The following is a 20887-nucleotide window of genomic DNA, read 5'->3' as shown; positions in this document are numbered from 1 at the left end:
CCTATTCCGTCTCCATCGCCAGCCACTTGCCCGCGTGCCCAAGCACTGCGGCGCAGAGCCAGCCAGGAACCACTACCCTGACCTTATCGAGAGAGCAAGATGGCAATCAAGAGCCGCAAACACGCCCCAACCCGTTTCAACCAGCACATCGGCGCCGCCCTGGCCGTGATGCTGCTGCCCGTCGCCGCCCAGGCGGCCGACCCCGCCGGCCAAAGTGCCCCGGCATCGCAGCAAACCCTGAACGAAATCAAGGTCGTGGGCTCGAAGGAAAATGATTTCAAGGCTGAAAAAGCCTCGTCGCCGAAATACACGGAAGATCTCGTCAACACGGCGCAAACCATCGTCGTGATCAAGAAGGAATTGATCGAACAGCAAGGCGCGCTGACCCTGACGGACGCGCTGCGCAACACGCCTGGCGTCGGTACCTTCTTCCTCGGTGAAAACGGCAACACGAACACGGGCGACGCCGTCTACATGCGCGGCTTCGATGCCTCGGGCAGCATCTATGTCGATGGCGTGCGCGACGTGGGCTCCATCTCGCGCGACGTATTCAACATCGAACAGATCGACGTATTGAAGGGCCCGGCGGGCACGGACAGCGGCCGCGGTTCGCCCACCGGTTCGATCAACCTGGTCAGCAAGACGGCCACCATGGAAAACAAGTTCAATTCGCTGCTGACGGCCGGCAGCGGCAAGCAGAAACGCGCCACGGCCGACTGGAACCGCATCATCGACGCCGATTCCGGCACGGCTTTCCGCCTGAACCTGATGACGCAGGACAGCGGCAATCCGGCGCGCGACGAAGTCAAGAACAAGCGCTGGGCCTTCGCGCCTACCGTCACCTTCGGCATCGGCAAGCCGACGCGCATCACGGCCAGCTACCTGCACGTGGATCAAAATAACGTGCCCGACGGCTTCGTGCCCACCATCGGCCTGCCCGGCTACAGCACGCCGGACAGTATCACGCCGACGAACAAGGTCATCCGCACCTTCCTGAATAGCGCCGCCAAGGTCGATCCAAAGAATTTCTACGGTTCCACCGCGGACCACGACAAGGTCAAGGCCGACATGGGCACCTTGCGCATCGATCATGATTTCTTGCCCAACGTGCAGATTCAGAACACCACGCGCTACGGCAAGACCAAGCAGGATTACCTGTTGACGGCCTTCATGGGCAGCACCGCCAACCTGAAGACGCCGGTGGCCACCGATCCGTCGACCTGGACCCTGGCGCGCTCGCTGCGCACCGTCAAGGATCAGGAAAACACGATTCTGACCAACCAGACCGTGGTCAGCGCGCAATTCGATACGGGCGTGCTCAAGCACTCCGTGGTGGCCGGCGCCGAATTCACCAGCGAAAAGCAGACCAACTACAGCTATGTGCCTGCCAGCCTGGGCACCATGCCGGACGCCAATCTGTACCATCCGAACCCGCGCGACCCCGTCACCGGCTACCAGCCCGTGCGCAGCGGCGCCTACAGCCAAGGCGAAGTCAACACGCAAAGCGCCTATGTCTTCGACACCATCAAGTTCGGCGACAAATGGATCTTCAACGGCGGCGTGCGCTTCGACCATTTCAACACCAGCTATGACTCCGTCACCCTGCAGACGGCCGTCGCCGCAGGCCAGGTGCAAAAACTGCCGGTAGGCACGCCTATTCCTGTTCACATCACCCTGAACGACACCTTCGCCAACGGCAAGATCTCGGCCATGTACAAGCCGACGCCGGACAGCAGCGTGTATGCGCTGTGGGCCACCTCGAAGGCGCCGCCGGGCACCAACTTCACGCTGAGCACGGGCGCCAGCAGCGCGCAAAATCCGATGTATGATCCGCAGGAAACCACCACCAAGGAAATCGGCACCAAGTGGGATTTCCTGAAACAAAAACTGTCGCTGTCGGCCGCCGTCTACCAGACGGACGTGAAAAATGAAGTAGAGCAAGATCCCGTCGACCTGATCTACTATCAGAATGGCAAGAAACGCGTGCAGGGCGTCGAAATCGGCATGGTGGGCGAGATCATGCCGAACTGGCTGGTCAGCGCCGGCTACACGCGCATGAATACCAAGGTCGAGTCGGGCAAGGTCGTCACGGCCAGCGGCATCAATAACCTCAGCTACACGCCGAAACAGGCGTTCACGGGCTGGACCTCGTACACCCTGCCCTTCGGCCTGAAGATCGGCGGCGGCGCGCGTTACGTGGGTGAAATGCTGCGCGGCACCGATGGCGCCGTCGGTACGCCGGCCCGCGTGGATGCCTACTGGGTCTTCGACGCCATGGCAACCTACACCGTCAACAAGAACCTCGACTTGCAGTTGAACGCCTACAATCTGGCCGACAAGACCTATGTGGCGGCCATCAACAAGTCCGGCTTCCGCTACACGCCCGGCCAGCCCCGTTCGTTCAGCCTGACGGCGAATATCAAGTTCTAACATCTAGAGAACACGCATCGCGTCACATCAAGCCCCTCTTCGGAGGGGCTTTTTTATTGTCCTGATAATCTTGTCTTTTTGGCGCACCGCCGCCCTGCCGCGACTAGCGTATGAAAAGTCATACAGCGATGCGCTTGCGCGTCCAATATTTCGCGCAAACGTGCAAAGTTGCAACATCTAAGCAACAAAAAAGCTTCCTCAAATCAACAACTTAAGAAGTTAGGTTCCAAATTCCCATTTCAGGCATATCCTTTGCTATGTACAGGTTTTGCTGCAAATAATCGCTGGCACGCAAGGGCTTGTTTTTGAGAAATATTGACTCCAAGCTTGAGTTGCTCGCAATCAATAATCCGCTCACAGCGGCGTTTCACCGGAGGAGTCATAATGAAAAAGAAACGGCCATTAACCCTGTACATCCTGATTGCCATGATCCTCGGCATTGCCGTCGGTTATGGATGCCATTCCGCTTTCCCCGATGCGGACATGAGCAAGCAAATCGCTGGCAATATTTCCATCGTCACCGACGTCTTCCTGCGCCTGATCAAGATGATCATTGCGCTGCTGGTGTTCTCCACCCTGACGGTCGGCATCGCCCACATGGGCGACGGCAAGACGGCCGGCCGCATCGGCCTGAAAGCCATGTGCTGGTTCGTCGTCGCCTCGCTGGTCTCGCTGGCGCTGGGCATGGTGCTGTCGAACCTGATGCAGCTCGGTACCAACCTGGGCTTGCCATTGCCGGACGTACACGCTTCAACGAATCTGAAAACGGCCGCCTTCACCTTGAAAGATTTCTTCACGCACCTGGTGCCGAAATCGCCGATCGAGGCCATGGCCAACAATGAAATCCTGCAAGTGCTGGTGTTCTCGATCTTCTTCGGCGGCGCACTGGCCGGCCTGGGCGAATCGGGCAAGACCCTGACGGCCGTCGTCGACCAGCTGGCGCAAGTCATGCTGCGCATCACCGGCACCATCATGAACCTGGCCCCACTGGCCGTGTTCGCGGCAATGGCCTCCGTCATCACCACGCACGGCCTGGGCGTGCTGGTCACGTTTGCCAAGTTCATGGGCGGCTTCTACCTGGGCCTGATGTGCCTGTGGGCCCTGCTGATCGGCGCCGGCTTCGTCGTCATCGGCCCGCGCATCTTCAAGCTCGTCGGCCTGATCCGCGAACCATTCCTGCTGGCATTCTCGACGGCCAGCTCGGAAGCGGCCTATCCAAAACTGCTGACGGCGCTCGACCAGTTCGGCGTGGACCGCAAGATTTCCAGCTTCGTGTTGCCGATGGGCTACTCCTTCAATCTGGACGGCTCGATGATGTACTGCACCTTCGCCGTGCTGTTCATCGCGCAAGCCTACGGTATCGACCTGTCGATCGGCACGCAGATCACCATGCTGCTGCTGCTGATGCTGACCTCGAAAGGCATGGCCGGCGTGCCGCGCGCCTCGCTGGTGGTGATTGCCGCTACCCTGAACCAGTTCAATATTCCGGAAGCGGGCCTGCTGCTGCTGATGGGCGTCGACCAGTTCCTCGACATGGGCCGTTCGGCCACCAACGCGGTCGGCAATGCCGTCGCCACGGCCGTCGTCGCCAAGTGGGAAGGTGGCCTGGCCACCGAGGAAGAAGCAGCCGCGGCCAACGCGGCCAACCAGAACACGGAAAGCCATTGGGGCGAAGCGGATCACGCTAGCAAAGCCTGATAGCGCCATGGCCCGCCACAAGCGGGCTATTTATTTGTTGTCCATGTTGAGTAACAAGCAGTCAGGTAGTGCGATCGGTAGTCATTCCAACTTATTAGAGAGATTTTCATGAAAAAAGTCCTGTTTACCCTGCTGACCCTCGGCGCAGCCTCCACCGGCGCCATGGCCCAATCGAGCGTGACCATCTACGGCGTGGCTGACGCCGGCCTGGTGTTCGACAAGGATGCGGCCGGAGACCGCCTGAACCGCGTCGCTTCCGGCGTCGCCTCGGGCTCGCGCATCGGCTTCAAAGGCAAGGAAGACTTGGGCGGCGGCCTGGCCGCCACCTTCGTGCTGGAAAGCGGCTTCAATATCGACACCGGCACCTCGGGCCAGGGCGGCCTGCTGTTCGGCCGCCAGGCGTATGTCGGGCTGACCGGCAGCGCCGGCGCCGTCACCCTGGGCCGCCAGTACTCGCCGTACTACCTGGCCCTGCGCGACGTGGCCGATCCGTTTGTCATCGGCCTGGCCGGCACGGCGTCGAACCTGATGGTGACGAATATCCGCGTCGATAACATGGTGCAATACAGCACGCCGACCTGGAGCAAACTGTCGGCCGACCTGGCGTACGGCTTCGGCGAAGTGGCCGGCGACAACGCGAAAAACCGCAGCATGGGCGGCGCCGTGCATTACATCGATGGCCCGCTGAACGTGACCCTGACGCACCACCGCAAGGAAAATGCGCTGGCGACCCAGCAAACGCGCAACACCCTGCTGGCCACGCGCTACGACTTTGGCGTGCTGCAAGGCAACTTCGGCTACGCCGACAACCGTGCCCTCGACAACAGCAAGAGCAACGACATCCTCGTCGGCTTCAGCGCCCCGTTCGGCGCCACCAAGCTGGTCGCCTCGTACATCCGCCACAACGACAAGAGCAACCTGAACCGTGATGCCCAGCAGTGGGCCATCGGCGCGTTCTACTCCCTGTCCAAGCGCACCGACCTGTACACCGGCTATGGCCACATCAGCAACAAGAACGGCGCCACCTTCGTCGTCGGCAACGCCACCGACAATGGCACCGGCAACAGCGGTTTCAACCTCGGTATGCGTCATACCTTCTAATCGCGGCTCACGCTAGCGCAGGCCGCCGGATGCATGTCCGGCGGCTTTTTTTATGTTGAGACACATCAAGATGCGATACTGTGGGTTCTTGCAAGTTGGCAGCTGATTTTATGAATAGCAGTAACAAACCCACCCTTTCCTGGCGCCAGCGCCTGTCGCAACGGTCGGGCCGCGAAACGCTGGCCTGGGGCGTGGTGCTGGCCGCCTGCCTGGCCACCGTCTGGCTCGTGTATTTCTGGACGGAACGCATCGCCATCGGCAAACTGCAGGCAAGCGGCGCGCAGCGCCTCGAAGTGTATGTGAGCAGCCTGGAAAACGCGCTGGAGAAATACGACTTCCTGCCCAAGACCCTGGAACTGAACCGCGACGTGATCCGCCTGCTGCAACACCCGGAAGACCCGGTGCTGGTCGACACCGTCAACCATTACCTCGAGCAGATGAATGCCCAGGCGAAATCCTCGACCATTTTCATCAGCAACCTCGACGGCAACACGCGGGCGGCCAGCAACTGGCAGGGGCCGGACAGCTTTATTGGCGACAACATCTCGTTCCGCCCCTACGCCCAGGATGCCTTGCGCGGCACGCCGGGCCGCTTTTATGGCGTGGGCACGACGCGGCTGGAGCCCGGTTACTTCTTTGCCCACGGCATCTACCAGAATGGCCACATGCTGGGCCTGGCGACGGTGAAGGTGAACCTGGAAACCCTGGAAAAACGCTGGGTACAGGGCGCCGACAAGGTCATGCTGGCCGACGAGCACGGCGTGATCTTCCTCAGTTCCATGGCGGACTGGAAGTACAAGACCCTGGCGCCGCTGTCGCCCGCCGTCGTCGAAGAACTCAACCGCACGCGCCAGTATTACTCGAAGCAGCTGGAAGCCATTCCCTTCGTTTCCGACCGCCAGCTGGGCAATGGCGCGCGCGTGATCAGCGTACGCGAACAGGAACATGCCGACACGCCACCGAAGACCAGCTCGAGCGTCATGACGCAGATCAAGCTCAAGTCGCCGCAAGGCTGGACCTTCATTTACCTGTCCGACCTGGCGCAGGCGAAAGCCAGTGCGCGCGCGGCGGCCGCCTTCTCGTGCGTGCTGCTGGGCTTTTTCATGCTGCTGTTCTTTTACCTGCGCCAGCGCCGCGCGGCCGTGGCGCAAAAACTGCGCGCCCGCGAAGACTTGCAGCATGCCTACGACAACCTGGAAGCCATGGTCGAGGAGCGCACCTCGGAACTCAACGCCATGACGCAAAGCCTGAGCCAGGAAATCGAGGTGCGCAGCAAGGCCGAACAGAAACTCCACATCACGCAGAATGAACTTTTCCAAGCAGGCAAGATGGCCGTACTGGGACAGATGTCGGCCAGCATCACGCATGAACTGAACCAGCCGCTGACGGCGCTGCGCACCATGTCCGACAATGCCGTCATTCTGCTCGAGCGGGGCCGGCTCGACGACGCGCGGCGCAACCTGGCGAAGATCTCGCAAATTGCGGCCAGGATGGGGACCATTACGGGGCAATTGAAGATCTTTGCGCGCAAATCGACGACCAGCCTGACCTCCGTCTCGATTCCCACGGCGATCAGCAACGCCCTGTTCCTCGTCGAACGCCGGCTGCAGGTGGAAAATGTGCGTTTTACTTTGCAACTGCCGCCCGAGGACATCTTCGCCATGTGCGAAAGCAACCGCCTCGAGCAGGTGCTGGTGAACCTGTACGCCAATGCGCTCGACGCCATGAACGGCAGCGAGGTGCGCAGCCTGCGCGTGGCCGTCGAATGCACGCCCGAGCACGTGCTGATCCACGTGGCCGACACAGGGCCGGGCCTGTCGACGGAAGTGTATGAACACCTGTTCGAACCGTTCTTCACAACCAAACCGCAAGGGCTGGGCCTGGGACTGGGACTGGCCATTTCCGAACAGATCACGCGCCAGTTCGGCGGCGTGCTGCGCGCCGAAAACGCCCCGGGCGGCGGCGCCATCTTCACCATCGAACTACAGATTGCAACGCAGGAGGAAAAACATGTTTGACGGCTTGAAGGTCTTGCTGGTCGAAGACGACCCCACCGTACGCGAAGGCAGCGAGCAGGCATTGCAACTGGCCGGCCTGGACGTGCTGGCCTTCCACTCGGCCGAACTGGCCTATAAACTGCTGACGCCCGATTTCCCCGGCATCGTCGTGAGCGACGTGCGCCTGCCCGGCATGAGCGGCCTGGAATTGCTGCAAGCGGTCAAGACGCTCGACGCCAACCTGCCCGTGATCCTCGTCACGGGCCACGGCGACATCACCATGGCCGTGCACGCCATGCGCACGGGCGCCTACGATTTCATCGAAAAACCGTATTCGTCCGACCAGCTGGTCGACGTCATCATGCGTGCGCTGGAAACCCGGCGCCTGACCCTGGAAGTGCACAGCCTGCGCCGCCAGCTCGAGGACGGCGGCGGCATCGAAGCACGTTTATTGGGCAATTCCGTGGCGATGCGCGACATACGACGCCTGATACTCGACGTTGCAGACGAACCGGCCGACGTGCTGATCTATGGCGATACGGGCACGGGCAAGGAAATGGTGGCACGCTGCCTGCACGACTTCAGCCACCGCCGCAAGCACAACTTCGTCGCCGTCAACTGCGGTGCGATTCCTGAAAGCATATTCGAAAGCGAAGTCTTCGGCCACGAACCGGGCGCATTTACGGGCGCGGCCAAGCGGCAGGTGGGCAAGATCGAGCACGCGGACCAGGGCACGTTCTTCCTCGATGAAATCGAAAGCCTGCCCCTGTCCCTGCAAGTCAAATTGCTGCGCGTGCTGCAGGAACGCTATATCGAGCGCCTGGGTTCGAACGTGCCCACGCCCGTCGACGTGCGCGTCATCGCGGCGGCCAAGCTGGACCTGGAAGACTTGTCGCAGCAGCAGAAATTCCGCAGCGACCTGTATTACCGTTTGAATTTGATCGTGCTGCATCTGCCGCCGCTGCGCGAGCGGCGCGAGGATATTCCCATCCTGTTCGAACACTTCGTGCTGGCTGCCGCCGCCCGCTACAACCGCGCCGCGCCCGTCGTCTCGAGCGCCCAGATGCGCAACCTGATGGCCCATTCCTGGCCCGGCAATGTGCGCGAATTGCGCAATATCGCCGACCGCTTCGTGCTCGGCATCGCCGGCGGCGCCTCGAGCCTGCTGGCGAGCGCCCAGCCCAGTCCGTTGTCGCTGGCGGAGCAAGTCAACGGCTTCGAACGCGCCCTGATCGAACAGGAACTGCGCGCATATGCGGGCAACGTCAGCGAAGTGAGCACGGTGCTCGGATTGCCGAAACAAACCTTGTATCACAAGATGCAGAAGTACAACCTGGTGGCGGAAGAATTCCGCTAGGCGTCTGGAGGGAGGCGAAACGATTCAAAAAAGCAACAAAATATTGCCTAATGGTATATATTGTTTCTTTTTGATAATTTTTAAAACCAATGAAAAAACCTGCTTTCCTCTTTTCCCTGTTGCTCTGCAGCGCCAGTTTTGCCCAGGATACCGCCACCACCGAAGCACCCGCCGCCGAAGCGGCCAGCGTGCCAGCGGCGCCGGCAACATCGGCCATCAGCCGCCTGCGCCTGTTCGGCCAGAATGGCGCCACGGCCTTCCTGTACCGCGACAGCAGCTGCATCCGCGGCATGTTCAGCGATGGCGTGGAAAAGGCCAGTGGCGGCATGAGTTCCGCCTTCGGTTCCCTGATCGGCAGTGTCAGCAATACCAGCCTGGGCATCCCGGAGACGGAAACGTCGAAAAACCTGTCGCGCAAGGATGGGATTTTCTCGAAAGCCTATTTCCGCGAATACGAAGTTCCAGCCGACAAGCCAAGCAGCCTGCGTATCGGCTTCCAGGACGTTTCGCCATTTTATGTGGTCAACGGCATCAACTATGAAACCGTCTCGCCCAGCTGCAGTGGCGACATCACCTTCACGCCGCGCGCGGGCGAAGATTACGAAGCGGCGTTCTCGTGGGAAGGCAAGCGCTGCAGCATCAGCATCAACCGGGTGATCGCCAAGGACGGCAAGACGGAACTGGTGCCCGTGCCCATCACGCGCGCCCCAAGCTGCTAAGCAACATCAGGCGGCCCGACGAATCCCGTGCGCAAGGGCGTGACCCAGTCGGGCCGGCCGTTGGCCAGCGCCAGCCGGGCCGCCTGCTCCCAGTCATATTCCACGGCGTGCCACTGCGCCGTCCAGGCGCCGTCCATCCCCTGTTCGGCGATGGCAAAGCGCGCGTGCGGCGTGCCGTTTTCCATCACGTGCGGATAGCCGTGGTCGTCGTCGTAGGCCTGCAAGCCGACGCTGCCCGGATTGACGATCAGCCGCCCATCGGCCAGGCGCACCTGGCGCGGCATGTGCGTGTGGCCGCACAGGATCAAGGCCGCGTCGGCATCGCCGGCCCGTTCGGCCACCTCCTGCGGCGTGGCGGCGCGGCTGCCTTGCGGCGTGACGCTGTCGAGAAAATACACGAGATCGCTTGTCGGCGTGCCATGCACGAGCAGCACGTCTTTGCGCAAGCGCAAGGTGGCGGGCAGCGCCGCGATCCAGTCCAGTTGCTCCGGCAGCAGTTGCGCGCGCGCAAAAGCGTCGGACACGCCCATGCGGGCCGGGTCGCCGAACAATTGGCGCTCGTGGTTGCCGCGGATGGTGGGCAAGCCGAGCCCCATCAGGCGCGCCGCCGTGGCGCGCGGCTGCAGATGGCCCGAGACGATATCGCCCAGATTGACGGTCACGTCCACGTCACGCCGGGCGATGTCGTCCAGCACGGCCTCCAGCGCATCAAGGTTGCCGTGGATATCGGAAATGGCGGCGATTCTCATGTTCCCTCCTGTACGCCCCATTCTGCGCGCGTCAGACGATACAGGCAATGGGTGCGCAATGCGTGTCCTGGCGGCAGGGCCGGATGCTCGAAGGTGGCAGCATCGCGACGCATGCCCAGGCGCGCCATCAGGGTGCTCGAGCGCACGTTGGGCAAGGCCGTGAACGAGACGATCTCCGGCAGTTGCAAACGCTCGAAACCAACCTGCAGGGCGGCGTGCGCCGCTTCCTGCGCGTAACCTTTTCCCCAGTAATCGAACGCCAGACGCCAGCCGATTTCCACGCATGGCGAGCACGGCAATTGCGCGTCGGGGCTATGCAGCCCCGTCATGCCGATGAAGGCATTGTTTTCACGCAAGGTTACCGCCCATAAACCCCAGCCCCGCCCGGCGATCAATCCGCTGCAGCGCCGCGCCATAGCGTCGCTGGCGTCGCGCGACAGGGCGGCCGGGAAATATGCCATCACGCGGGGATCGGCATTCAGCGCCGCGAATGGCGCCAAGTCGCTGTCGCGCCATTGGCGCAGCAGCAAACGCGGTGTCGCCAGCTCGATGATTGCTTGCATCGTTTTCCTCTCCTCTAACCAGGACTTACATACGGTAGGACAAATCCGACGGTAATTTGCGCCGTGCGGCTACGTAATTCAAAAGTAACAATTGCTACCATTTCCTCATTGCACTGTTGCCCAAAACGTCGCGACAGTTTTCACTTTATTTTGAGGAGTTACCCCATGTCTGTCATGTCCGTGTCCACCCGCCTGTCCCCACCACGCCCGCACCACCTCGCCTTGCGCGGCGCCATGATGCTGGGCGTGCTGGGCATTGCCACGGCGGCCGCCACTGCACGGGCCGAGCCATCGCCCACGCTGGACCGTGTCAGCATCTCGGTGGGGGCGTTTTCCGCCGATCCGCGCATCAATATCGGCGCCGACACGCAATTTGGCCGCATCGACGCGCCCGAATCGAAACAAAGCCATACGACCATCCCGCGCATCAAGGCGGACTTGCTGATCGGCGACCGCCATGGCCTGGCATTCGACTACTACCGCTACGACAAATCCTACACGCCAAGCCTGACGGGCGAGACCATCATCAATGGCCAGCCCGTCACGGGAACGGCCACGGCAAATGCCGATCTGAAGCTGGACCTGGCCAAGCTGGCCTATAAATGGTGGCTCGGCAGCGGCAACGACACCTTGGGCATCGGCCTGGGCGCCGCCTATTACCATGCCAACCTGAACGGCACGGCCACCGGCGTCGTCAATGGCGCAACAGCCACGGCGCGCGATTCCATCGGCGAGCACGCGTTTGCGCCGCTGCTGGAAGTGGGCTGGCGCCATGCCTTCACGCCGGATTTGCGCATGTATGCGGAAGCGTCGGGCATCAAGAAAAATGGCGGGCGCATCAACGGCCACATCTACGGCGGCAATATCGGCGTGGAGTGGTTCCCGTTCAAGAATATCGGTTTCGTGGCCGACTACGGCATCTCGAAAATCAAGCTGCACCGCGACAGCGAACGCGACGCCGACCTGAACATCCGCCTGACGGGACCGTCAGCATATGTGAAAGTACGCTTCTAAACCGGCTCAGGCCGCCGGTTTCAGCAAAGTCAGCTGGAACTGCGGCAAGTCCGGATCCTCGTACGCCTCGATCCTGGCAAACGGCAGGCGCGCAAATGCCTGCCGCCAGAACGCGCAGGCAGCGGCATCGGCGCGGAACGTCGCCACCAGCCACGTCTGCTCGCTGCCCAGCAGCACGCGGCGCACCACTTCCAGCGCCACGCCCCGGCGCCGGTACTTCTTCAAAATAAAGAAGTCGCTGAACTCCTGCACCGGCAGCTTGCCCGCCACGCCAGGCTCCGTGATGAAAAAGCCCGCCAGCGCACCATCGACCTCGATCCAGACGGCAGTATGCGCGGGCGCATGCACATACTCGGCCAGCCCGGCATCGCACACATCGTAGCGGCCATCGGCCAGCACGTCTTCACCGCTCCAGGCGGTATTCTCATAGCAGTACAGCTGGAACAGCCGCGCCAGCACCCCTTCTTCGCCGGGCGCAACGGCGCGTAATATCATGTTCTGTGCGACTGGCATGGTCCCGTCTTTCCGACGCCTGGCGTCGCTGAAAATAGCGAGTGTAGCACCACCCCCTGCTGCATTCCAGCGCTGCATTGCCACGCCAACAGGCCGCGCTATCGGTGACAGCGCGGCCTGTTTTTTCTGCGCGGTCAATACCTCAACGGTACACGAGACCACCATCGATCAGCGGCGCCTGGCCCGTCATGTAATCGGCGTCAGGCCCTGCCAGGAAGGAAACGAGTCCCGCCACGTCATCGGGCGTCTCGGCGCGTCCCAGCGCGATGCCGTCCACAAATTTTTTATACGTCGCACCCAGCTCGGCGCCTGTCACTTCGGCCATGCGCTTGTCGATCTCGACCCACATGTCCGTGCCGACGACGCCAGGGCAATACGCGTTGACGGTGATGCCGTCGGCCGCCAGTTCCTTGGCCGCCGCCTGCGTCAGCGCGCGCACGGCAAACTTGGTGGCGCAATACACGCCCAGCAGAGCAAAGCCGTCATGCCCGGCGATGGAGCAGGCATTGATGATCTTGCCCTTCTGCTTGCGCTTCTTGAAGGTCTTGGCGGCCGCCTGGATACCCCAGAGCGTCCCTTGCACATTGATGCGCATGATGCGGTCGACCTCTTCCGGCGTGACGTCGAGCAGCGGCTGCACTTGCGCGATGCCGGCGTTGTTGACGATGATGTCGAAGCCGCCCAGTTCCTGCTCGGCAAACGCCACCGCCGCGCTCACCTGATCGAGCTGCGACACGTCGGCAATGAAGGTGACGGCGCGGCGCCCCAGCGCGCGCACTTCGGCGGCGGCCGCGTCCAGCTTTTCCTGGTGCAGGTCGATCAACGCGATATCGGCGCCATCCTTGGCCAGGCGCAAGGCGATGGCCTTGCCGATACCTTGCGCGGCACCCGTGACCAGCGCGACTTTTCCGGAAATACCCATTCTGCGTTCCTTTCAATACAGGGAAGAAGAGCTGCAAAACCGGTCCGGCGCAGCGGCGCCCGCAGCCAGTTCCGCATCGAAGAGACGCTTCAGCCTACCCGAAAATCGTATTTCGCCGCATCTTGAAACGTGCGCGGCCAGAAAAACTACATAGGTCAAGAAAGGTGAAAAAACCGTCCTCGAACTGGCCATACGCGCGCTGCCGTACAGGCGCATGGCAACCGCTGGCGTAACATGGACGGCATCGCCACCGTCTGCTTATTCATCCACGTTCAAAGGAAATGCCATATGCTGCGTCGTCACCTGTCCCTTTGCCACGGCCTGCTGCTGGCGGCCCTCGTGTTTGCCACGCCCGCCTGGAGCGCCGACCCTGTGCACAAGGAAAAAGTGGAATTGACGGCAGGCAAAGCCGCGTACAGCGTGAAAGGCAAGATCAAGGGCTACGCCACGGCCGAATATACGCTGACAGGCAAGGCCGGCCAGACCCTCAGCGTCAAGCTGAAAACCAATCAGGCGTCGAATTACTTCAACATCCGCCAGGCCGGCCAGGAGGAAGCCCTGTTTATCGGCTCGACCAGCGGCAACAGTTACCAGGCGAAACTGCCAGCCGATGGCGAGTACACGGTGCAGGTGTATTTGATGCGCAACGCGGCGCGCAGGAATGCGGTAGCCAGCTACAGTCTGGAGATGGGCTTGCGCGATTAGGCAAGGGAGTCCGCGCGGTCGATGCGGGCCGCATAACAGCCCCGCTTGGCATTGTGGACGTGGATATAACTGACGTCCGCATTGCCGAATAGTCGTGCAATGACGGCCTCGATGGCGGTGCCTTCCACCACATCGGCATCGAGCATCATGCCGTCGGCGCAATAGGCACGCAGCGACAACAAACGCCGCCGCATCGATTCCGGTACTTGATTGATGGCATCGTACACTTGCGTGGCGCCCTCGCGGACAAAAATGGCGTGGCAAGCCCGGTAAGGCGTCATGGCGGGCTGGCACACATGGTTCAACAACAGCACGGTCTCACCCAGCGGGGCGTCCTCCAGCGTTATACGGTCAGGAAATCCGGGGTATTGGTCAACCACGTAGCGCCGCATGCCGAGCGCCGCCAGCTCGGCATCGGATAGGAAAAAAAAGGGCAGAAAGGGCTCGGGCGACAGCCCCGTAATGCGAAAATCCATGCTGTTCTCCGGCGTCGTCAAAAACACCATCAGACCAGCATCGGGACAGCGCCGCCATCCGCTTCTTGCTGCCGAATGGAACAATGCGACCCGGGATTGCCTTCTACCACCGGTGCGCATAAAAAAAGCCTGCTTCACGGATGAAGCAGGCTCTTTATCGACAGTGTCTGACGCCAGGCGTCAGAACGACGTGCTTAGAACGGAATGTCGTCATCCATATCCGAGAAGTTCGGCGCTGGCTTCGGTGCCGGGCGTGGCGCCGGTGCCGGAGCTGGACGCGGGGCAGGCGCCTGGCGCGGGGCCGGGGCGTCGTAACCGCCGCCACCGCCACCACCGTAGCTGTCATCGCCACCGCCGGCGTCGCCGCCCATGCCGGAACGGCCGCCCAGCATTTGCATCTGTTCCGCGATGATGTCGGTTGCGTACTTCTCGACGCCGTCCTTGTCCGTGTATTTACGGGTTTGCAGACGGCCTTCGACGTAGACGGACGAGCCTTTTTTCAGGTATTGGCCGACGATTTCCGCCAGGCGGCCGAAGAACGAGATACGGTGCCACTCTGTCAATTCTTTTTGTTCGCCCGTGTTGCGGTCCTTCGATTTGTACGAAGTGGCCACGGCGATGTTGGCGATCGCGTCGCCGCTAGGCATGTAGCGGATTTCCGGGTCACGGCCCAGATTGCCGACGATGATGACTTTGTTGACTGATGCCATGAATAACTCCTGATGAACTGCAGCGGGAGCCGGTGTCCCGCGCGTTAGTTTAGTGTACTAAACGAGGATTATAAGCGACCACGCGACGCAAAGCACCCGCTTTCTGGCGGACGCCATCTCCCGTGCGGTGGCACGTTTTTTTCACGGCAGAGGAAAACAAGAAACTTGAATACTGGTATTATATACAGTATTCAAACGTCAGTACGCATCTGCATCAAACTTTGTCAGGGCACGTTCGCCCGGCGGCGCAATCCGCCCATGGACGCCTCAGGCATGCAGAGCAAAACCCGGCTATAGTTACAGGTTGACCCGTTGTGGCTCCTCATCTGCACCCAGGCACAATGCGCCGGCCGCACCACTCACTGAAAGCAAGGCAATCACATGGAACAGATCCGCATTCGCGGCGCTCGCACGCATAACCTCAAGAATATCAATCTCGATTTGCCGCGCAATAAGCTGATCGTGATTACCGGCTTATCCGGCTCCGGCAAGTCTTCGCTGGCCTTCGATACCCTGTACGCGGAAGGCCAGCGCCGCTATGTCGAATCGCTGTCGGCCTACGCGCGCCAGTTCCTGCAATTGATGGAAAAGCCCGATGTCGACCTGATCGAGGGGCTATCCCCCGCCATCTCCATCGAACAGAAGGCAACGTCGCACAACCCGCGCTCGACGGTGGGTACCGTGACGGAAATCCACGATTATCTGCGCCTGCTGTATGCGCGCGTGGGCACGCCCTACTGCCCCGATCATCCGGAAAACGCACTGGCCGCCCAGTCCGTATCGCAAATGGTCGATGCCGTGCTGGCCATGCCGGAAGACACCAAGCTGATGATACTGGCGCCCGTCGTCGCCAACCGCAAGGGCGAGCACGTGGATCTGTTCGAGCAGATGCAGGCGCAGGGCTTCGTGCGCTTCCGCGTGCAGAGCGGCACGCATGCGGCCAAGATCTATGAAGTCGATGACCTCCCGAAATTAAAGAAAACGGAAAAACACACGATCGACGTCGTCATCGACCGGGTCAAGGTGAACCAGGAGATCAAGCAACGCCTGGCGGAAAGTTTCGAGACGGCCCTACGCCTGGCCGACGGCCGCGCCATTGCCTACGAAATGGATACCGCCCAGGAACATGTTTACTCGAACAAGTTCGCCTGCAATGTGTGTGGCTATTCCCTGCAGGAACTGGAACCGCGCTTGTTCTCGTTCAACAACCCCATGGGCGCCTGCCCCGAGTGTGACGGCCTGGGACACATTGAATTCTTTGACCCGAAACGCATCGTCGCGTTCCCGAACCTGTCGCTGGCCTCGGGCGCCGTCAAGGGCTGGGACCGCCGCAACCAGTTTTACTTCCAGATGCTGTCGAACCTGGCCGCGTATTACGAGTTCGACCTGGACATGCCGTTCGAGCAGCTGGACTTGAATTCACAGCAAGCCGTGCTGTACGGTTCCGGCAAGCAAGTGATTCCGTTTAGCTATGTCAACGAACGGGGCCGCACCGTCATCAAGGAACACACGTTCGAAGGCGTGGTCAACAATCTGCAGCGCCGCTACCGCGAGACCGACTCGATGGCCGTCAAGGAAGAATTGGCCAAGTTCATCAATGAAAAATGCTGCCCGTCCTGCGATGGGGCGCGCCTGCGCGTGGAAGCGCGTTTCGTCAAGGTCGGCACCGGCAAGCAGCAGCGCGCCATCTATGAAGTGGCGGGAAAACCGCTGCGCGAGACCCTGGAATTCTTTGAAAAGCTGAAACTGACGGGCGCCAAGAAAGAGATCGCCGACCGCGTGGTCAAGGAAATTATTTCGCGCCTGAAATTCCTCAACAACGTGGGCCTCGATTACCTTTCCCTGGACCGCAGCGCCGACACGCTCTCCGGCGGCGAAGCACAACGCATCCGTTTGGCATCGCAAATCGGCTCCGGTTTGACGGGTGTCATGTATGTGCTCGATGAGCCGTCGATCGGCTTGCACCAGCGCGATAATGACCGCCTGATCGAAACCTTGAAACACTTGCGCGACATCGGCAACAGCGTGCTGGTGGTCGAGCATGACGAAGACGCCATCCGCACGGCCGACTACATCGTCGACATGGGCATCGGCGCGGGCGTGCACGGCGGCGAGATCATCGCCGAAGGCACCCTGCAAGACATCCTGAAAAACAAGAAATCGCTGACGGCGCAGTACCTGAACGGCAAGCTGAAGATCGCCGTGCCCGCCAAGCGCCATGCGAGCAACCCGGAAAAGCAGCTGGTGATTACTGGCGCGACGGGCAACAACCTGAAAAAGGTCTCGCTGAGCTTGCCGGTGGGCTTGATGACGTGCGTCACGGGCGTGTCCGGCTCGGGCAAATCGTCGCTGGTCAACGATACCCTGTATCCGGCCCTGTCGCGCCATCTGTACGGTTCGCAGACGGAACCGGCGCCGCACGAATCGATCAGCGGCCTGGAACATTTCGACAAGGTCATTTCCGTCGACCAGGCACCGATCGGCCGCACGCCGCGCTCGAATCCCGCCACGTACACCGGCTTGTTTACGCCGATCCGCGATTTGTTCTCCACCGTGCCGACGGCCAAGGAACGCGGCTACAGCGCGGGCCGCTTCTCGTTCAACGTGAAGGGCGGACGCTGCGAAGCGTGCCAGGGCGATGGCGTGATCAAGGTTGAAATGCACTTCCTGCCCGACGTCTACGTGCCGTGCGACGTGTGCCACGGCAAGCGCTACAACCGCGAAACGCTGGAAGTGCAATACAAGGGCAAGAACATCACGGAAGTGCTGGGCATGACGGTGGAAGAGGCGCATGCATTCTTCAAACCGGTCCCCTTGATTGCGCGCAAGCTGCAAACCCTGCTCGACGTGGGCCTCGGCTACATCAAGCTGGGCCAGAGCGCCACCACCCTGTCGGGCGGCGAGGCGCAGCGCGTGAAACTGTCGCTGGAGCTGTCCAAGCGCGACACGGGCCGCACTCTGTACATCCTCGATGAACCGACGACGGGCTTGCACTTCCACGACATCGACTTGCTGCTGAAAGTCATCCACCGCCTGCGCGACCAGGGCAACACGCTCGTCATCATCGAGCACAACCTGGACGTCATCAAGACGGCCGACTGGATCGTCGACCTGGGTCCCGAAGGCGGCGCCGGCGGCGGGCAGATCATCGCCAGCGGCACGCCGGAAGACGTGGCCGTCAATCCTGCCAGCGTGACAGGCAAGTACCTGGGACCGCTGCTCAAGCAGTAACAACAGCAGCGCAATAAAAAACGGCGCGGATTGCTCATGCAATCCGCGCCGTTTTTTATTCCCGAGTCTACGGCAATGCCGGCAGGGTCACGTTTTTGTCCTTGGCGACTTCCGCAACTTTCATTTCCATATAGCTCCAGACCTTTTCCAGCGCATCATAAAAGACAACGGCCTCATCAAGTACACGGGGAGCAAGCAAACACATGCCGCGCGTCTTCTGCGCTGGGTGGTCGCTCATGGTGGCATCCCAGGACTGTACCGTCAGCACTTGAATCTTCCATCGCTCGGTCGCCTTCTTCCGGCCAGCCTCCACAGCCTTCCCGCTCTCATCCGCCCATATATTCGTAAAGAACGTCACGGAGTCGTCGTCCGACCACACGCCGCGTTGTTTCAAGGCAGCCACCATGCCGTCCAGCTTTTTTTGATGTGCGGCCTGCTGCTGCCTGAGGCGCTCGACATTGTTCTTCATGCCTGCAGCAAATGTGTCGTCATATCGCTTGGCATAGTCCGCACTTTCACAATCCTGGCGGTGGTCGGCATGAGCGCCGCTGCCGAGCAGGCAGGCAGCCACGGTGCTAATAATGATGAGCGTGTTTTTCATTTTTTGGGCAGGCATGACATCAATAATTTCCATAGAACAATTATTATACCGGCAATAAAAAACGGCGCGGATTGCTCATGCAATCCGCGCCGTTTCTCTTTGATAGCACCCCAGTCATTGCCGGCGTGTCATTTATCGCACGCCAGTCTTTGCCGGCGTGTTTCTCCCCCACTACTAAACGTTTACTCAGCCAGCCGCTTTTCCAGCGCAGCCTTGTGATCTGCCAATTCTTGCGGCAGATGATACGCGAGTTTTTCAAACAATTCCGTATGCAATTTCAATTCTTCCACCCACGCGGCCTTGTCGATCGAGGTGATGGTGTCGAATTGTTGTTGCGTGAATGGCAAGCCATCCCAGTTCAGGTCGCCATACTGCGGTGTCGTGCCGAACAGGTTTTCCACGCCGCCCGCCTTGCCTTCGATGCGCTCCAGCATCCATTTCAGCACGCGCATGTTGTCGCCGAAGCCAGGCCAGACGAACTTGCCTGCCTCGTCCGTGCGGAACCAGTTGACGCAGTAGATCTTCGGCAGGGCCGCCGCGTTGACTTTGCCCACCTTGACGCCCATGTCCAGCCAGTGCTGGAAGTAATCGCTCATGTTATAGCCGATAAACGGCAACATGGCAAATGGATCGCGGCGCACGACGCCCATCTGGCCCACGGCGGCAGCCGTCGTTTCCGAGCCCATGGTGGCGGCCATGTACACGCCTTCGACCCAGTTGCGCGCTTCGGTGACGAGCGGTACGGTGGTCGAGCGGCGGCCGCCGAAGATGAAGGCCGAGATCGGCACGCCGGCCGGATCGTCCCAGGCCGCGTCGATCACGGGGTTTTGCGTTGCCGCAACCGTGAAGCGTGCGTTCGGGTGCGCGGCCTTGGTGCCGGACGCCGGCGTCCAGTCCTTGCCTTGCCAGTCGATCAGGTGGCTAGGTGCTTCCTTGGTCAAGCCTTCCCACCAGACATCGCCATCGTCCGTCAGCGCCACGTTGGTGAAAATCGTGTTGTCGCGCATGGACGCCATGCAGTTGTAATTGGTTTTTTCGTTGGTGCCCGGCGCCACGCCGAAGTAGCCCGCTTCCGGGTTGATCGCATACAAACGGCCATCCGCGCCCGGCTTGATCCAGGCGATATCGTCGCCGATGGTGGTTACTTTCCAACCGTTAAAACTTGCCGGCGGGATCAGCATGGCGAAGTTGGTCTTGCCGCAAGCCGACGGGAACGCTGCCGCCACATAATGCTTCTTGCCTGCCGGCGATTCCACGCCGAGGATCAGCATGTGTTCGGCCAGCCAGCCCGGGTTGTTGCCGGACGCTTGCGCTTCCTGGTAGCCCATGTTCGAGGCGATGCGCAGGGCGAAACATTTCTTGCCCAGCAAGGCGTTGCCGCCGTAGCCGGAACCGAAGGACCAGATTTCGCGCGTTTCCGGGAAATGCACGATGTATTTGGTGCTGTTGCACGGCCATTTCACATCTTGCTGGCCGGCCGCCAGCGGCGCGCCCACGCTGTGCACGCACGGCACGAATTCGCCATCGGTGCCCAGCACGTCGTACACGGCACGGCCCATGCGGGTCATGATCTTCATATTGACGGCGACATACGGCGAATCGGACAGTTCCACGCCGATGTGGGCGATCGGCGAACCCAGCGGGCCCATCGAGAATGGCACGACGTACATGGTGCGGCCGCGCATGCAGCCGTCAAACAGGCCATTCAGGGTGTGGCGCATTTCGCCAGGCTCGGTCCAGTTATTCGTCGGGCCGGCCGCTTCTTTCGTTGCCGAGCAGATATACGTGCGGTCTTCGACGCGGGCCACGTCGCTCGGATCGGAGCAGGCCAGGTAGGAATTCGGGCGCTTGTCGGCATTCAGTTTTTTCATGGTGCCGCTGGCAACCATCTCGGCGCACAGGCGCTCGTACTCTTCTTGCGAACCATCGCACCAGTAGATGCGGTCTGGCTTGGTCAGCGCGGCAATGTCGGCCACCCAGTTGATCAGTTTCTGTTGTTTAATATAAGCTGGGACGTTGAGTGCGGCGACGCCACCCATGACGGGCTGATTCATATTACCTCCAATACCAATAAAAGAAATTCTGGTCGTTCCGGCAAGAC

General features: G+C 60.9%; 17 protein-coding genes. 9 read left to right on the top strand and 8 right to left on the bottom strand.

All coding sequences use genetic code 11. The annotated features are described in order from the left end of the window. The first annotated feature begins 99 nt into the window (after positions 1–99). The 6 genes from OX462_RS01240 (at position 100) to OX462_RS01215 (ending at position 9302) form a co-directional block, all read left to right on the top strand. Complete coding sequence (locus OX462_RS01240) at positions 100–2430, top strand: catecholate siderophore receptor Fiu (RefSeq protein ID WP_409027594.1); 2331 nt, start codon at positions 100–102, stop codon at positions 2428–2430. A 384-nt stretch (positions 2431–2814) separates the two neighbouring features. Further along, the gene (locus OX462_RS01235) at positions 2815–4128 is read left to right on the top strand and encodes a dicarboxylate/amino acid:cation symporter (RefSeq protein WP_070224793.1); all 1314 of its coding nucleotides are present in this window, start codon (positions 2815–2817) and stop codon (positions 4126–4128) included. A gap of 108 nt (positions 4129–4236) precedes the next feature. Further along, positions 4237–5229 (top strand): porin, encoded by a 993-nt coding sequence (locus OX462_RS01230; protein ID WP_409027593.1) that lies wholly within the window; start codon positions 4237–4239, stop codon positions 5227–5229. Between the two features lie 110 nt (positions 5230–5339). Beyond that, a complete protein-coding gene (locus tag OX462_RS01225) occupies positions 5340–7247 on the top strand; it encodes a sensor histidine kinase (protein ID WP_121670678.1) in 1908 nt (635 codons plus the stop codon). Continuing rightward, positions 7240–8583, top strand: coding sequence for a sigma-54-dependent transcriptional regulator (locus OX462_RS01220; RefSeq protein ID WP_070224796.1), 1344 nt, complete (start codon positions 7240–7242; stop codon positions 8581–8583). The genes OX462_RS01225 and OX462_RS01220 overlap by 8 nt, the downstream gene beginning before the upstream one ends. Positions 8584–8672: 89 nt before the next feature. Then, entirely contained in the window at positions 8673–9302 is a 630-nt protein-coding gene (locus OX462_RS01215) for a hypothetical protein (protein ID WP_409027592.1), read from the top strand. Here the strand turns inward: OX462_RS01215 and OX462_RS01210 are convergent. Continuing rightward, the gene (locus OX462_RS01210; protein WP_409027591.1) at positions 9299–10051 is read right to left on the bottom strand and encodes a metallophosphoesterase family protein; all 753 of its coding nucleotides are present in this window, start codon (positions 10049–10051) and stop codon (positions 9299–9301) included. The genes OX462_RS01215 and OX462_RS01210 overlap by 4 nt on opposite strands. Continuing rightward, the gene (locus OX462_RS01205) at positions 10048–10614 is read right to left on the bottom strand and encodes a GNAT family N-acetyltransferase (RefSeq protein ID WP_409027590.1); all 567 of its coding nucleotides are present in this window, start codon (positions 10612–10614) and stop codon (positions 10048–10050) included. The genes OX462_RS01210 and OX462_RS01205 overlap by 4 nt, the downstream gene beginning before the upstream one ends. Before the next feature lie 165 nt (positions 10615–10779). Between OX462_RS01205 and OX462_RS01200 the strand changes: the two genes are divergently transcribed. Then, the gene (locus OX462_RS01200) at positions 10780–11628 is read left to right on the top strand and encodes a porin family protein (protein ID WP_099411336.1); all 849 of its coding nucleotides are present in this window, start codon (positions 10780–10782) and stop codon (positions 11626–11628) included. Between the two features lie 6 nt (positions 11629–11634). Here OX462_RS01200 and OX462_RS01195 read toward each other — a convergent pair whose 3' ends face one another. Both OX462_RS01195 and OX462_RS01190 read right to left on the bottom strand, forming a co-directional pair. Beyond that, positions 11635–12141 carry a GNAT family N-acetyltransferase gene (locus tag OX462_RS01195; RefSeq protein ID WP_162995795.1) on the bottom strand — a complete coding sequence of 169 codons (507 nt, stop codon included), beginning with the start codon at positions 12139–12141 and terminating at the stop codon, positions 11635–11637. A gap of 142 nt (positions 12142–12283) precedes the next feature. After that, positions 12284–13063, bottom strand: coding sequence for an acetoin reductase (locus tag OX462_RS01190; protein ID WP_409027589.1), 780 nt, complete (start codon positions 13061–13063; stop codon positions 12284–12286). A gap of 288 nt (positions 13064–13351) precedes the next feature. On the opposite strand from OX462_RS01190, the gene OX462_RS01185 reads away from it, so the two are divergent. Further along, entirely contained in the window at positions 13352–13768 is a 417-nt protein-coding gene (locus OX462_RS01185; RefSeq protein ID WP_409027588.1) for a hypothetical protein, read from the top strand. Here OX462_RS01185 and OX462_RS01180 read toward each other — a convergent pair. After that, positions 13765–14244: a DUF1203 domain-containing protein gene (locus OX462_RS01180; protein WP_070292010.1), complete on the bottom strand. Its 480-nt coding sequence runs from the start codon at positions 14242–14244 to the stop codon at positions 13765–13767. The genes OX462_RS01185 and OX462_RS01180 overlap by 4 nt on opposite strands. Positions 14245–14438: 194 nt before the next feature. Further along, complete coding sequence (gene ssb / locus OX462_RS01175) at positions 14439–14954, bottom strand: single-stranded DNA-binding protein (RefSeq protein ID WP_034754418.1); 516 nt, start codon at positions 14952–14954, stop codon at positions 14439–14441. A gap of 381 nt (positions 14955–15335) precedes the next feature. Here ssb and uvrA point away from each other — a divergent pair, with 381 nt between their 5' ends. Next, positions 15336–18185 carry an excinuclease ABC subunit UvrA gene (gene uvrA / locus OX462_RS01170; protein ID WP_070312201.1) on the top strand — a complete coding sequence of 950 codons (2850 nt, stop codon included), beginning with the start codon at positions 15336–15338 and terminating at the stop codon, positions 18183–18185. A 67-nt stretch (positions 18186–18252) separates the two neighbouring features. Here uvrA and OX462_RS01165 read toward each other — a convergent pair whose 3' ends face one another. After that, positions 18253–18819: a hypothetical protein gene (locus OX462_RS01165; protein WP_409027587.1), complete on the bottom strand. Its 567-nt coding sequence runs from the start codon at positions 18817–18819 to the stop codon at positions 18253–18255. A 149-nt stretch (positions 18820–18968) separates the two neighbouring features. Beyond that, positions 18969–20840, bottom strand: a complete 1872-nt coding sequence (locus OX462_RS01160) for a phosphoenolpyruvate carboxykinase (GTP) (protein ID WP_409027586.1) — start codon at positions 20838–20840, stop codon at positions 18969–18971. Positions 20841–20887 lie beyond the last annotated feature (47 nt).

The sequence above is a fragment of the Janthinobacterium aestuarii genome (assembly GCF_046113285.1).
Lineage (GTDB): Bacteria > Pseudomonadota > Gammaproteobacteria > Burkholderiales > Burkholderiaceae_D > Janthinobacterium.
This window is presented reverse-complemented; position numbering and strand designations above follow the sequence as displayed.